The following is a 13,293-nucleotide window of genomic DNA, read 5'->3' on the forward strand; positions in this document are numbered from 1 at the left end:
CGGCGTCACCCGCGAGGGCTAGAGCATGATCGCTTGAGACGGAACCGCGCAGCGGTCCCGGCTCAGGCGTGAATCATGCTCTCGCTTATATCTGGAGCCTGATCCACCGCATCGGCGGAATCGCGAAGCGATTCCACCTCAACGGATCAGGCTCTAGGGCGCGAAGTCGAAGCGCTTCGATCGAGGAGGCCGGCCGATGATCCGCTGTGAATGGGCGCGGGAAGGGATCGAGGCCTTGCGGCCGCAGGTCTCGGTGTTCGTCATCGTCGACGTGCTGTCGTTCTCCACAGCGGTGGACATCGCCGTCGGGCGGGGCGCGCTGATCCATCCGTTTCCGCTCGGCGATCACGAGGCGGCCAAGGCCGAGGCCGACAAGGTCGGCGCCATCGCAGCCGCGCCCAAACGCGCCGCCGGCGGTCAGTTCAGCCTGTCCCCGGCCAGCCTGCGAGACCTCAGCCCCGGAGACCGCCTGCTGTTGCCGTCGCCCAACGGTTCGCGCCTGTCCCTGGCTGGAGGCGACACGCCGGTGCTGGCGGGCTGCCTGCGCAACGCCAGGGCGGTGGCCGCCAAGGCGCGAGAGCTGGCGGAAGGCGGCGACATCGGACTGATCCCGGCGGGCGAACGCTGGCCCGGCGACACTCTGCGCCCGGCCATCGAGGACCTGATCGGGGCCGGGGCCATCATCGACGCCCTGGCCGGCGAGATGACCGCAGAGGCGAGGGTGGCCCGCGACGCCTGGCGCAGCGCGCAGAGCGAGCTGGACGCTTTGATCCGCGACTGTCTGTCGGGCCGGGAGCTGATCGAGCGAGGCTTCGAGATCGACGTCGACCTGGCGCTGGAACGCAACGTCAGCGCCGCAGCGCCCCTGCTGCGCGGCGGGGTCTACGTCGCCGGCTGAGCCTCGGGGGAGGCGGGGCCCTTGGGACTGGCGCCGTAGCGGTTATCGCCGGGCGTCCCGTCCAGGATCATGAAAATCAGCAACACGAGCTGACCCAGGATCGGGATGAGGCCCAACAGGAGCCACCAGGCCGTGCGGCCGCTATCGTGCAGCCTGCGGAAGCTGACCGCCAGCGACGGAATGAGGATGTACAGGCAGAAGCCGAAGTAAATCAGGGCGATGACGGCTGAGGCTGGCGTGGCGAAGGCGTCGCGGCTGAGGTCGCCACCGACAAACCAGGAGAGTATCCCGGCCGCCATCTGCACGAGCGCCACGAAGAGCGCGAACAGCCAGTATTCAGAGCGTCGCGCTCGGCCATTGAAGTCGGCGTACTTGCGCAGCGGCTGCAGCATCAGGTCCATGAGGCCCTCCCGGTCAAGATTGGGAAAGCTTAGCCGTTGCGCGGCGGCTTACAACCCGTCGCCTAGAGCATGTCAGGCGCAAGTGGGCGCCGGTTCGCCGCCCGGACATGCTCTAGATTGAAGAAGATAGACCCTTTTTATCCGATCCGGTTGATTCAACCTGATCCGGAAAGGGTCTAGACCGGCTTGGGAGCCAGTCCCGGCGTCGGGGCGGGCGCGCTGGCCTGGGCCAGGGGGCTCGGCGCCGGCGTCGGCGGGGTGGCGGGGCGCTGGAACTTCAGGCTGCGGCCCTGGAAGAAGGCGCCGGTTTCCATGGCCAACTGCTCATGGGTGATATCGCCGTCGACATAGGCGGTGCCATAGAGGCGGACCTGTTTGGCGGTCACGGCGCCGATGATGCGGCCGCGGGCCTCGATCGCCTCGGCATAGACGCCGCCCTCGATGTGGCCGGTTTCGCCAACGGTCAGCTTGCCGACCCGCACGTCGCCGCGCACGACGCCGTCGATGTGGACCTCACCCTCGCCGGTGACATTGCCCTCGATGGTGATGTTCTCGCTGATCAGAGAGGCCGCCCGCGGCGCCTTGCGCTGGCCGGCCGGATCCGCGGCGAGCGGGGCAGGGGTGGAGTCGAATTTTACCGGGGGCTTGGCGGGGGTCTTAGCTGTCTTGGAGAACATAATCGCCGGCTTTCACGAAACGGTCGGGGTTCTGGGCGCGTCCATTGACCCAGACCTCGTAATGAAGATGCGGACCCGTGGAACGGCCGGTCGAGCCCATGGCCCCGATCCGCTGACCCACGGCCACCCGCTGCCCGGCGTTGACGCCGATCGCCTGCAGGTGCGCGTAGCGCGTCTTGAAGCCACTCCCGTGGTCTATCTCAATGGTGTTGCCATATCCCGAACGCACGCCGGTGAAGGACACCACGCCCGGCGCGGTCGTGTAGATCGGCACGCCGAACCCGCCCACGAAATCGAGGCCGGAGTGGAAGGCCGGGCGGCGGGTGAAGGGATCGAAGCGCACGCCGAAGCCGCTGGACTGGCCGGTATGGTTGGTGGGGCGTGCGAAGGGCAGTTTTGCGGCGGCCTCGGCCAGGGCCGTGGCCTCGGACATGTTGGTGGCCGCGTGCTGGATGCGGACCGCGAAGCTTTCGTCGACGTCGAGAACCGCCGCCAGGGCCCTCGGATCCTTGGCCTCGATCAGCGGACCACCCAGAGAGCCGCCCTTGGGGGTGTAGGATGTGGGTGTCAGGCCGGCGAGGCGGAAGGCCAGGCGCAGGCGGTCAGCCCGGCTCTTGGCGAAGTTGTCGGCCGCGTCGATCAGGCGTTCCTGGCTGGCGCGCACCAATTCGATGCGGCGCATCGGGTTGGCGCCGGCCGGCACGTTGCTGGCGCGTTGGATGGTGGGGGCCAGCGCGTGGGTCAGCCCCGGCGCACCCTTGACGTCGGTCAGCAACATGGCCAGCGCCGCGTGGCGCTTCTCGACCGTCAGGGCGAGGTCGTCGACCGAGCCGTTGGCGGCGTTGAGCTGGGCCACGGCGCTGTTCAGCCGCGCCTGGCGGTCGGCGATCCAGCGTTCGTACTTGGCCTGGGTCCGCGCGATTTCCTGATCGGTCGCCGACAGGGCCATGGCGTTCACCATCATGGCCGCGGTGCAGATGCCCATCCAAAGGGCGCAGACCGCCAGGACGGAGGCGAAGGTGAGCTGCTTTCCCGTCGTCAGGACAAAGGCCCGCATCTCGCCGCCGGAGCGGACATAGAGGTGGCGTTCGGGGAAAAGCTCTTCCAGCGATCGGCGAAGGCGCGAAAAGCGTGACATACACACCGCGTCGGCTAGGGAACTGAAGTTCCGGCGATATGCGATGAGAATTTGATAACGCGCAAGGGGCTTCGCGCCACAAGGGAGCGCTGGCCGGATGATGCAATTCTTAACTTGACTGGTTAACGGGCCGTGAACGGGCGCGCTAGCTTCGCAGGCAAATCAAGATGCTGTCGGGAGCGTAAACCGGCCGCCCGCGACAATTCTACAACATCCCTGAGGCGCGATGGTTCCCGCTGCACGCGACTTTGGCGCACTTTTGCGGCGACCCTTCGCAGCGCCGCCAAGCGTGGCCTTAAAGGCTTTGCGCGGCTTTCAGCACCTCGGCCGCGTGGCCGGGGACCTTTACCTTGCGCCAGATTCGCGTCAGCCGGCCGTCCTTGATCAGGAAGGTGGACCGCTCGATGCCCATATAGGCGCGGCCGTACATATTCTTCTCCACCCAGGACCCGTAGCGCTCGATCACCGCGCCCTCCGGATCGGCGCCCAGGGGCACCGCCAGACCGTACTTCGCCGTAAACTTCGCGTGACTTTTGAGGGAGTCCTTGGAGACCCCGACCACCGAGACGCCCGCCTTGGCGAAGTCGGCGGCCAGGGCGGAGAACTCCTGCGCCTCCTTCGTGCAGCCGGTTGTGTCGTCCTTGGGGTAGAAGTAGAGCACCACGGCCTTGCCCGCGTAGTCGGCGAGCCGGATGGGACCGTCCGCTCCGGCCAGTTCGAAGTCAGGCGCCTCGGCGCCTTCGATCACGTCGCTCATGGTCAGGTCTCCTCTTCTCCCTCCCCATGAAGGGGAGGGAGACCAATCCTCAGACGGGCTTTACCAGGACGATCTTCTTCTTGCCTGCGCCCAGCTTGATGACGCCCTCCACCAGGTCGGCGGCGGTAAGCGTCCGGTCGCCGTCGGTCTCGGCCTTGTCGTTGACCCGCAGGCCCCCGCCCTTGGCCAGGCGCCGCGCTTCCCCCCGCGAGCCCGCGAGCCCCGCGTCGGTGGCCAGGGCGGCCAGCACGATCCCCACCTCGAGGTCGGTCATGGAGATCTCGAAGGTGGGCAGGTCATCCGACAGGGCGCCTTCCTCGAAGGCCTTGCGCGCGGCCTCTGCAGCCGAATGGGCCGCCTCGGCGCCGTGCAGCATGGTGGTGGCGATATTGGCCAGGACCTTCTTGGCCTCGTTGATGTCGGCGCCCTGCATGGCCTCGTAGCGTTCGACCTCGTCCAGGGGCATGTCGGTGAACAGGCGCAGGAAGCGGCCGACGTCGGCGTCCTCGGTGTTGCGCCAGAACTGCCAGTACTCGTAGGGGCTGCGCATGTCGGCGTTCAGCCACACGGCTCCGCCCACCGTCTTGCCCATCTTCTGGCCCGAGGCCGTGGAGAGCAGGGGGGTCGTGAGGCCGAAGGACGGCTTCTGGTCGACGCGGCGGATCAACTCCACCCCGTTGAGGATGTTGCCCCACTGATCGGACCCGCCCATCTGAAGGGTGCAGCCGAACTTGCGCTCCAACTCCAGGAAGTCGGTGGCCTGCATCAGCATGTAGTTGAATTCGAGGAAGGTCATCGGCTGCTCACGTTCCAGCCGCAGCTTGACGCTCTCGAAGCTGAGCATGCGGTTGATCGTGAAGTGGACGCCGAATTCCCGCAGGAACTGGACGTAGCCCAGCTTCGACAGCCACTCGTCATTGTCGACCATCACCGCGTCGGTGGGGCCATCGCCGAAGGTCAGGAACTTGGCGAACACCGTCTTGATGTTGTCGATGTTCGACTGGATCTGGGCCTCGGTTAGCAGCGGGCGCGACTGGTCCTTGTCGGTGGGATCGCCGACCTTGGTGGTGCCGCCGCCCATCAGCACGATGGGCTTGTGGCCCGCCTGCTGCAGCCGGCGCAGCATCATGATCTGGATCAGGCTGCCGACGTGCAGGCTGGCGGCCGTGGCGTCGAACCCGATGTAGCCGGTGATGATCCCCTTCGACGCCGCTTCGTCCAGCTCCACCGGATGGGTGATCTGGTGGATGTAGCCCCGGGCCTGCATGGTGCGCAGCAGGTCGGACTTGAAGGCGGGCTGGTCGGCGGACATGGGCAAGGGCTCTTCTAGGGACGCGTGCGGCTCTAACACGCGGCGATCCAGGATTTCGAGGGTCATTTCAGAGGTCTCCTGAGGCATGGGGCCGGAGACCGTCAATTTCTGAGGATGGGCGCCGACCGGATTACGGGTGGCGCGAGATCGGGTCCGCACCTGCTCTAGGGCAGGCGGTAATAACGTCCGGCAAGGGTGGCGCGGGTGATCATCCCGGCTAGGTAGCGGCTCGGCGGTCATCCGGTCAAGCCGGTGCGAATTGCCCTACCGTGCGCGGCGTGGGCGCCGTTAGCATGAGCCATGCACCTGACCTTGCACCGACATGGCGACTCGCAGGGGACCGCGGCGGCAAGCGTCGAGGTCCACCTAGCCTGGCCCGCCCCCGGAAAGCTCGCCTTGACCTACGTCGTCTCGGGCGACATCGCGGCCCTGAAGCTGCCCGCCCCGGCGGCCGGCGGCCGCACTGACGAACTCTGGCGACACACCTGCCTGGAGGCCTTTGTGGGCGCCGCGAACGGCGCGGGCTACTACGAGTTCAACCTCGCGCCCTCCACCGAGTGGGCGGCCTATGGGTTCAGCGGCTACCGCGAGGGAATGACCCCAGCCGAGCCGTTCGACGATCCCGAGGTTTCTGTCAGGCCCGAGGCTGACCGGTTCGTCCAGCGCGCCACCCTGAACCTGAGCGATCTACCCGGACTGCACCCCGACGCCGACTGGCGTCTTGCTCTCACGGCGGTGATCGAGCAGAGGGACGGCCTCAAGTCATACTGGGCCCTGGCCCACCCTGCCGGGCGACCGGACTTCCACCACGCCGACGGCTTTTCCCAGATCCTCACGCCAGCAGAGCGCGCATGAAATTTGGCCTTGATCGACTTCTCGCCGAACCTGAGCTGCGGGCGCCCCTGAGGGGCCGCCGGGTTGGTCTGGTGGCGCACCCGGCCTCGGTGACCCAGGACCTGATCCACGCCCTGGACGCCCTGGCCGCCTGTGAGGAGATTGAGTTGTCCTCGGCCTTCGGGCCGCAGCACGGCCTGAGGGGGGACAAACAGGACAACATGGTGGAGAGCCCGGACTTTGATGACCCGGTGCTCGGCATCCCGGTCTTCAGCCTCTATGGCGAGGTGCGTCGGCCCACCGGTCAGATGATGAGCACCTTCGACGTGGTGCTGATCGACCTGCAGGACCTGGGCTGCCGCATCTACACCTTCGTCACCACGCTGCTCTACATGCTCGAGGCCGCCGCGGCGCAGGGCAAGGAGGTCTGGGTGCTAGATCGCCCCAACCCCGCCGGCCGGCCCGTCGAGGGCCTGACCCTGAGGCCCGGCTGGGAAAGCTTCGTCGGCGCCGGGGCCATGCCCATGCGCCACGGCCTGACCCTGGGCGAGCTGGGCCACTGGTTCATCAAGACCTTCGACCTCGACGTGAAGTACCGGGTGATCGAGATGGAGGGCTGGAAGCCGGCCGCGGCGCCTGGTCACGGCTGGCCGCTGGGTGAGCGCGCCTGGGTCAATCCCAGCCCCAACGCGCCCAACCTCTGGATGGCGCGCGCCTACGCCGGCACGGTGATGCTGGAAGGCGCGACCCTATCAGAGGGCCGTGGCACCACCCGCCCCTTGGAGCTGTTCGGCGCGCCGGACATCGACGCCCGCGCTGTGCTGGAGGAAATGAAGGCTTTCGCGCCCCAGTGGCTGGCGGGCTGCGTGCTGCGGGAGTGCTGGTTCGAGCCGACCTTCCACAAGCACGTGGGAAAGCTCTGCAACGGGCTGCAGATTCACACCGAGGGGCCGGCCTATGACCATGAGGCCTTCAAGCCTTGGCGGGTCCAGGCCCTGGCCTTCAAGGCGATCCGGCGGCTCTATCCCGACTACCCGCTATGGCGCGATTTCCCATACGAGTACGAGCTCGGAAAGCTGGCCATCGACGTGATCAACGGCGGGCCGTTGCTGCGGGAATGGGTGGACAACCCGGCCTCGACGCCTGGCGACCTTGACGCCATCACAGTCCCTGATGAGCAGGCCTGGCTGGTCGAGCGCCGGCCGCACCTGCTCTATTAGAGGAGCTAGATCGGGTCGGCTTCGATCCGCTTGTCGAGATAGGTCCCGACGCGCTGTTCAACGTCGGGCAGGTTCTCGGCCCAGAAGTGGGTCGCGCCCTCGATCACCTCGTGGTCGATGACGATGCCCTTCTGGGTGCGCAGCTTGGAGACCACGCGCTCGACTTCAATCGGTGGCACCACGGTGTCGGCCCCACCGTGCAGGATCAGGCCCGAGGCCGGGCAGGGGGCCAGGAAGCTGAAGTCGTACATGTTGGTGGGCGGCGAGACGGAGATGAAGCCGTCCGTTTCCGGCCGACGCATCAGCAGCTGCATGCCGACCCAGGCGCCGAAGGAATAGCCGGCCACCCAGCACTGGGAGGCCGCCGGGTTGGTGGTCTGCAGCCAGTCCAGCGCGGTGGCTGCGTCGGCCAGTTCGCCGATGCCGCTGTCGAACTCGCCCTGGCTGCGGCCGACGCCGCGGAAGTTGAAGCGCAGGGTGGAGAAGCCGCGCTTCATGAACAGGTGGAAGAGCTGAACCGCCACCGGGTGGTTCATCTGGCCGCCGGCGCGCGGGTGGGGGTGCAGGATCAGCGCGATGGGCGCCGTTTCACTCTTGCCCGCCGAATACCGGCCCTCAATGCGGCCGGCCGCGCCGGTCAGAACCACTTCAGGCATGCCATCCTCACGTCGAATAGTTGACTCACGCGCTGGGTCTTCCTAGATCACGTCCATCGGACGAGTTCCTGGGATATGGCCCCGCGCAAGGCGGCGGCTTTAACACAGGGGCCTTGTCAAACGCTCGAAAATTCGCAACCGGATTTCGCCCAACCATGCGCCTCAGCACCAAAGGCCGCTACGCCGTGATGGCCATGGCCGATCTCGCGCGCCGTCAGGGCTGCGGTGAGGAGGGCGAACGGGCCGTGTCCCTGGCCGAGATCGCGACGCGCCAGCAGATTTCACTGTCCTATCTCGAACAGCTCTTCGCCCGCCTGCGCCGCCGCGGCCTGGTGAAAAGCCTGCGTGGTCCCGGCGGCGGCTACCTGCTGGCCCGCACGGCCGAGACCACCAACATCGCCGACATCGTCATGGCCGTGGACGAACCCCTGCGCGCCACCCGCTGCTCCACCAAGGGCAAGGGTTGCATGCTGAAGGGCGAACGCTGCCTGACCCACGACCTGTGGGAAGAGATGGGCCGCCAGATCGAAGGCTACCTGGCCTCTGTCACCCTGGCCGACGTCGTCACAGGCCGCCTGGGCGCGGCGAGGCAGGCGGCATGAGCGGCGTCTATCTCGACTTCAACGCCACCGCTCCGGTGCGCCCCGAAGCGATCACGGCGATGACACGCGCCCTGGAAACCGGTGGCAACCCGTCCTCGATCCACGCCGCGGGCCGAGCCGCGCGCGCCATCGTGGAACAGGCCCGCGAGGAGGTCGCCGCCCTGATCGGCGGTCCAGCCTCCACCGTGGTCTTCACCGGCGGCGGCACCGAGGCCAACGCCCTCGCTGTCGAAAGTGCGGTGGCCACGGGATCCAAGCGCCTGATCGTCAGCGGAATTGAGCACGAGAGCGTGGTGGAGACGGCCAAGGCGAGCGGGGCCCAGGTGGAGCTGCTGCCCGTCGGGGCCGACGGCTTGGCCGATCTTGACTGGCTGAGGACCCGGCTGGCGTCCTGGGACGCCGCGGATGGCAAGCCCTTCGTCGCCCTGATGCTGGCCAACAATGAGACCGGGATCATCCAGCCGGTCGCCGAGGCTTCCGAAATCGTGCGCGCGGCGGAGGGGTGGCTCCACGTCGACGCCATTCAGGCCGCTGGCAAGATCGCCCTCGACAGCCGGGCCCTTGGCGCCGACACCCTGACCATCTCCGGGCACAAGTTCGGCGGACCTCAAGGCGTGGGCGCGCTCACCTTTGGCCCCCGCGCCACCCTGGTGCGCCGCCAGCATGGCGGCGGGCAGGAGCGGGGACGCCGCGCGGGCACCGAGAATGTCGCGGGCATCGCGGGCCTGGGCGCCGCCGCCGCCGCCGCCCTGCGCGACCTGGAGACCTTCGCAGCCCAGGCCGCCCTTCGCGACCTCGCCGCCGCGTGCCTGGAGGCCGAGGGCGCCGTGGTCATCGCGCCGGACTCGCCGCGCCTGGCCAACACGCTGTGTGTCGCCAGCCCCGGCCATGCCTCGGACTTGCAGGTGATGGGCCTGGACTTGATGGGTGTCATGGTCAGCGCCGGCTCGGCCTGCTCTTCAGGCAAGGTGAAGGCCAGCGCCGTCCTCACCGCCATGGGGCTCACCGATCTGGCGCCCTACGCCATCCGGGTCAGCGGCGGCTGGGCCACCCGCGAAACCGACTGGGCCGCCTTCGTCGCGGCCTGGAGCGATGTTCATTCCCGACACGCGGCCCGCCGCCGCGCGCCGGCGGCTTAGGAGCTCCCACATGGCCGCCGTCAAGCAGACCATCGAACACGTTGAAAGCCTGGAGAAGTACCAGCACGGCTTCGTCACCGACATCGCCCAGGATTTCGCCCCCAAGGGCCTGAACGCCGACATCGTGCGCTTCATCTCGGCCAAGAAGGACGAGCCGGAATGGATGCTGGCCTGGCGCCTGGACGCCTTCGAGCGCTGGCTGGCCATGGACGAACCGGAGTGGGCCAAGGTCCACTTCCCGCGCATCGACTATCAGGACAGCTACTATTACGCCGCCCCCTCGCAGAAGAAGGGTCCCGCGAGCCTGGACGAGGTCGATCCCGAGATCCTGGCCGTCTACGAAAAGCTCGGCATCCCCTTGAAAGAACAGGCCGTCCTGGCGGGCGTCGAAGGCGCGCCGCGCTACGCCGTGGACGCGGTGTTCGACAGCGTTTCGGTGGTCACCACCTTCAAGAAGGAGCTGGCCCAGGTCGGCGTGATCTTCTGCTCCATGAGCGAGGCGATCCGCGAGCATCCGGAGCTGGTGAAGAAGTACCTCGGCTCCGTCGTGCCGGTGTCCGACAACTACTATGCGTGCCTGAACGCCGCGGTCTTCTCCGACGGCAGCTTCGTCTATGTGCCGCCAGGCGTCCGCTGCCCCATGGAGTTGTCGACCTATTTCCGCATCAATGCGGAGAATTCCGGCCAGTTCGAACGCACCCTGATCATCGCCGACAAGGGCTCCTACGTCTCCTATCTGGAGGGCTGCACCGCCCCCATGCGCGACGAGAATCAGCTGCACGCCGCCGTGGTGGAGCTGGTCGTGATGGACGACGCGGAGATCAAGTATTCCACGGTCCAGAACTGGTACCCGGGCGATCCCGTCACCGGGAAGGGCGGCATCTACAACTTCGTCACCAAGCGCGCCGACTGCCGCGGCGACCGCTCCAAGGTGTCCTGGACCCAGGTCGAGACCGGTTCGGCCATCACCTGGAAGTACCCCTCCTGCATCCTGCGCGGCGAGGGCTCGGTGGGCGAATTCTATTCCATCGCCATCACCAATGGCCGTCAGCAGGCCGACACCGGCACCAAGATGATCCACCTGGGCGCCAACACCCGATCGCGCGTGATCTCCAAGGGGATCAGCGCCGGCAAGTCCTCCAATACCTACCGCGGCCTGGTCTCGGCCCACCCCAAGGCCAAGGGTGCGCGCAACTTCACCCAGTGCGACAGCCTGTTGATCGGCAAGACCTGCGCCGCCCACACCGTGCCCTATATCGAGGCTCGCAACGGAAGCTGCGTCTTCGAGCACGAGGCCACCACCACCAAGCTCTCGGAAGACCAGCTGTTCTACGCCATGCAGCGTGGCCTCTCCCAGGAAGAAGCCGTCCAGCTGCTCGTCAACGGCTTCGTCAAGGACGTGCTGCAGGAGCTGCCCATGGAGTTCGCCGTGGAAGCCCAGAAGCTCGTCGCCATTTCCCTCGAAGGGTCCGTCGGATGACCCTGCCCACCTCGGAACGGATCGCCGCCATGTCCTTCAGGCAAGTCTTTGACGCCGAGCGTCTGAAACGCGACGCCGAGCGACGCGCGCGCGAGGACGCCGAGCGCGCCCGCCAGGAGGCCGACGAGGCCCGCTCCATCGAACTCTATGACATCCTGGCCGCCGACCCGGAATTTCTGGCCGAGAAGAAGCTGGTCCTGGAGCGTTCACGCTACACCGTGGGCCTCGAACACGCCGACTTCCGTCTGCGCGCCTATTTCGAGGACGCCCAGATCAACGTCACCGCCGCCGACAAGCGCTCGGCCACCACCATCACCGCGGCCCCCACCAAGCAGCAGTTCGTCGACAGCGTCGAACAGGCCTTGGACGTGCTGGCCCAGTACCTCGCCGACGAGACCGTCTGATGTTGCATATCGAGAACCTGCGCGCCGAGGTGGACGGCAAGGAGATCCTCAAGGGCCTGTCCCTGGACGTGCCCGCGGGCGAGGTCCACGCCATCATGGGCCCCAACGGCGCCGGCAAGTCGACCCTCTCCTATGTGCTCACCGGTCGCTCGGGCTATGACGTCACCGGCGGAACCGCGACCCTGGACGGCGAGGACCTGCTGGCCCTCGACCCCAGCGAACGCGCGGCCAAGGGTGTCTTCCTGTCCTTCCAGTATCCGCTGGAGATCCCCGGCGTTCCGGCCCTCACCTTCATCCGCACCTCCATGAACGCCCAGCGCAAGGCGCGGGGCGAGGCCGAGATCACTGCGCCGGCCTTCCTGAAGCTGGCTCGCGAACACGCCGCGGCCCTGAAGATCGACTTCGAGATGCTGAAGCGCGCCCTGAACGTCGGCTTCTCCGGCGGCGAGAAGAAGCGGATGGAAATCTTCCAGATGGCCATGCTAGCCCCGCGCTTCCTGATCCTGGACGAGACCGATTCCGGCCTCGACATCGACGCCCTGAAGATCGTCTCGGAAGGGGTCAACGCCATGCGTTCGCCCGACCGCGGCATGCTGGTGATCACCCACTATCAGCGCCTGCTGGACTACATCAAACCCGACAAGGTCCACGTCCTGGCCGGCGGCCGCATCGCCGCCACCGGCGGGCCTGACCTGGCGCTCGAGCTCGAGCGTGAAGGCTACGACAAGTATGCGAGGGCCGCTTGAGCCTTAGCGCCGCCCTGAAGTCCGGCGACGTCACCCTGCTGCCCGGCAAGCGTGACGAAGACTGGAAGTGGACCGACCTGCGTGGCCTGCTGCGGGTCCTGCCGGCGACTGCGCCGGCTCTGGACCTCGCGGGCTTGGCGGAAGGCCCCTTCGACGCCCTGGCCGATCAGCGCCATGTGGTGGCCGGGGGGCATGAGAACGTCGCCATCGACGTTCCGGCCGGCAGCGAGCGGGCCGTCGCCCTGCGGGTCCTGTCCCGCGACGGCGGGGCGCTCGCCGGCAAGGTTACGATCAACGTCGGCCCGGGCGCCAAGCTGCGGCTGCTGGAGAGCTACGAAGGCGACGCCAGCGCCTATGTCACCGACACCGCTATCATCTTCGTCCTGGAAGCGGGCGCGGCGGTCGAGCGCGTGGTCCTGGCCGCGGACGGCGCCGAGGGGGTCAATGTCAGCCAGGCCCAGGTCACCCTGTCGCCCGGCTCCGAGTACAGCCAGACGGTCATCACCAACGGCGCCCGCCGTCAGCGCATCGAGACCCAGGTCACCCATCCGGGGGCCGAGGCCAAGCTGCGCCTCGACGGGCTCTATCTGCTTGAAGACAAGCGCCACGCCGACCTGACCACCGTGGTCCTGCACCAGGGCGTCGACGGAGCCACCGACCAGTTCACTCGCGGCGTGGTCCGCGACCAGGCACGCGGCATCTTCCAGGGCCGGATCGTGGTGGAGGAGGGCGCCGACCGCACCGAGGCCCGCATGCGCCACAACGCGCTGATCCTTTCCGATAAGGCCGAGATCGACGCCAAGCCTGAACTTCTGATCTTCGCCGATGACGTCCAATGCGCCCATGGCAACACCATCGGGGCCCTGGACGAGGAGGCGCTGTTCTACATGCGCCAGCGCGGCCTGCCCGAGGCTGAGGCCCGCGCCCTGCTGATCGAGGCCTTCGTTGGCGCTGTGGCCGACCGTATCGGGTTCGAGCCGGTGCGCGACATCGCCCGCGCCTGGGCTGCTGACCGGCTGAGGGCGTGAG

At 67.4% G+C, this 13,293-nt stretch carries 15 protein-coding genes; 9 read left to right on the plus strand and 6 right to left on the minus strand.

What is annotated here, in order from left to right; genetic code table 11:
* The first annotated feature begins 196 nt into the window (after positions 1-196).
* Positions 197-898, plus strand: a complete 702-nt coding sequence (locus Q8N10_RS10940) for a 2-phosphosulfolactate phosphatase (RefSeq protein WP_304779964.1) — start codon at positions 197-199, stop codon at positions 896-898.
* Here Q8N10_RS10940 and Q8N10_RS10945 read toward each other — a convergent pair.
* The 5 genes from Q8N10_RS10945 to tyrS form a co-directional block, all read right to left on the minus strand.
* Positions 883-1,299, minus strand: a complete 417-nt coding sequence (locus tag Q8N10_RS10945) for a DUF805 domain-containing protein (protein ID WP_304779966.1) — start codon at positions 1,297-1,299, stop codon at positions 883-885. The two genes, Q8N10_RS10940 and Q8N10_RS10945, sit on opposite strands and share 16 nt — an antisense overlap.
* A gap of 176 nt (positions 1,300-1,475) precedes the next feature.
* Positions 1,476-1,976 carry a polymer-forming cytoskeletal protein gene (locus Q8N10_RS10950; protein WP_304779969.1) on the minus strand — a complete coding sequence of 167 codons (501 nt, stop codon included), beginning with the start codon at positions 1,974-1,976 and terminating at the stop codon, positions 1,476-1,478.
* Entirely contained in the window at positions 1,957-3,120 is a 1,164-nt protein-coding gene (locus Q8N10_RS10955) for a peptidoglycan DD-metalloendopeptidase family protein (RefSeq protein WP_304779971.1), read from the minus strand. Before Q8N10_RS10955 ends, Q8N10_RS10950 begins: the two co-directional genes overlap by 20 nt.
* 289 nt (positions 3,121-3,409) lie before the next feature.
* Positions 3,410-3,871: a peroxiredoxin gene (locus tag Q8N10_RS10960; protein ID WP_304779973.1), complete on the minus strand. Its 462-nt coding sequence runs from the start codon at positions 3,869-3,871 to the stop codon at positions 3,410-3,412.
* A 49-nt stretch (positions 3,872-3,920) separates the two neighbouring features.
* Positions 3,921-5,249 (minus strand): tyrosine--tRNA ligase, encoded by a 1,329-nt coding sequence (gene tyrS / locus Q8N10_RS10965; protein WP_370690217.1) that lies wholly within the window; start codon positions 5,247-5,249, stop codon positions 3,921-3,923.
* Positions 5,250-5,579: 330 nt separating this feature from the next.
* On the opposite strand from tyrS, the gene Q8N10_RS10970 reads away from it, so the two are divergent.
* Together Q8N10_RS10970 and Q8N10_RS10975 are read left to right on the plus strand one after the other, a co-directional pair.
* On the plus strand, positions 5,580-6,038 hold the full coding sequence (locus Q8N10_RS10970) for a DOMON-like domain-containing protein (RefSeq protein ID WP_304779981.1): 459 nt from the start codon (positions 5,580-5,582) through the stop codon (positions 6,036-6,038).
* Positions 6,035-7,237, plus strand: a complete 1,203-nt coding sequence (locus tag Q8N10_RS10975) for a DUF1343 domain-containing protein (protein ID WP_304779984.1) — start codon at positions 6,035-6,037, stop codon at positions 7,235-7,237. The genes Q8N10_RS10970 and Q8N10_RS10975 overlap by 4 nt, the downstream gene beginning before the upstream one ends.
* Positions 7,238-7,242: 5 nt before the next feature.
* Here the strand turns inward: Q8N10_RS10975 and Q8N10_RS10980 are convergent, their stop codons facing one another.
* A complete protein-coding gene (locus Q8N10_RS10980; RefSeq protein ID WP_304779986.1) occupies positions 7,243-7,893 on the minus strand; it encodes an alpha/beta hydrolase in 651 nt (216 codons plus the stop codon).
* Positions 7,894-8,048: 155 nt separating this feature from the next.
* On the opposite strand from Q8N10_RS10980, the gene Q8N10_RS10985 reads away from it, so the two are divergent.
* From Q8N10_RS10985 to sufD, 6 genes are read left to right on the plus strand one after another with little or no spacing between them, the layout of a single operon-like run.
* Positions 8,049-8,495, plus strand: a complete 447-nt coding sequence (locus tag Q8N10_RS10985; RefSeq protein WP_304779988.1) for an Rrf2 family transcriptional regulator — start codon at positions 8,049-8,051, stop codon at positions 8,493-8,495.
* Positions 8,492-9,634: a cysteine desulfurase family protein gene (locus tag Q8N10_RS10990; protein ID WP_304779991.1), complete on the plus strand. Its 1,143-nt coding sequence runs from the start codon at positions 8,492-8,494 to the stop codon at positions 9,632-9,634. The genes Q8N10_RS10985 and Q8N10_RS10990 overlap by 4 nt, the downstream gene beginning before the upstream one ends.
* 10 nt (positions 9,635-9,644) lie before the next feature.
* A complete protein-coding gene (gene sufB, locus Q8N10_RS10995; protein ID WP_304779996.1) occupies positions 9,645-11,114 on the plus strand; it encodes a Fe-S cluster assembly protein SufB in 1,470 nt (489 codons plus the stop codon).
* The gene (locus Q8N10_RS11000) at positions 11,111-11,518 is read left to right on the plus strand and encodes a hypothetical protein (RefSeq protein ID WP_304780000.1); all 408 of its coding nucleotides are present in this window, start codon (positions 11,111-11,113) and stop codon (positions 11,516-11,518) included. Before sufB ends, Q8N10_RS11000 begins: the two co-directional genes overlap by 4 nt.
* Entirely contained in the window at positions 11,518-12,264 is a 747-nt protein-coding gene (gene sufC / locus Q8N10_RS11005; protein ID WP_304780003.1) for a Fe-S cluster assembly ATPase SufC, read from the plus strand. The genes Q8N10_RS11000 and sufC overlap by 1 nt, the downstream gene beginning before the upstream one ends.
* Positions 12,261-13,292 carry a Fe-S cluster assembly protein SufD gene (gene sufD / locus Q8N10_RS11010; protein WP_304780006.1) on the plus strand — a complete coding sequence of 344 codons (1,032 nt, stop codon included), beginning with the start codon at positions 12,261-12,263 and terminating at the stop codon, positions 13,290-13,292. Before sufC ends, sufD begins: the two co-directional genes overlap by 4 nt.
* Position 13,293: the final 1 nt, after the last annotated feature.

The organism is Phenylobacterium sp. (assembly GCF_030693625.1).
GTDB lineage: Bacteria > Pseudomonadota > Alphaproteobacteria > Caulobacterales > Caulobacteraceae > Phenylobacterium > Phenylobacterium ferrooxidans.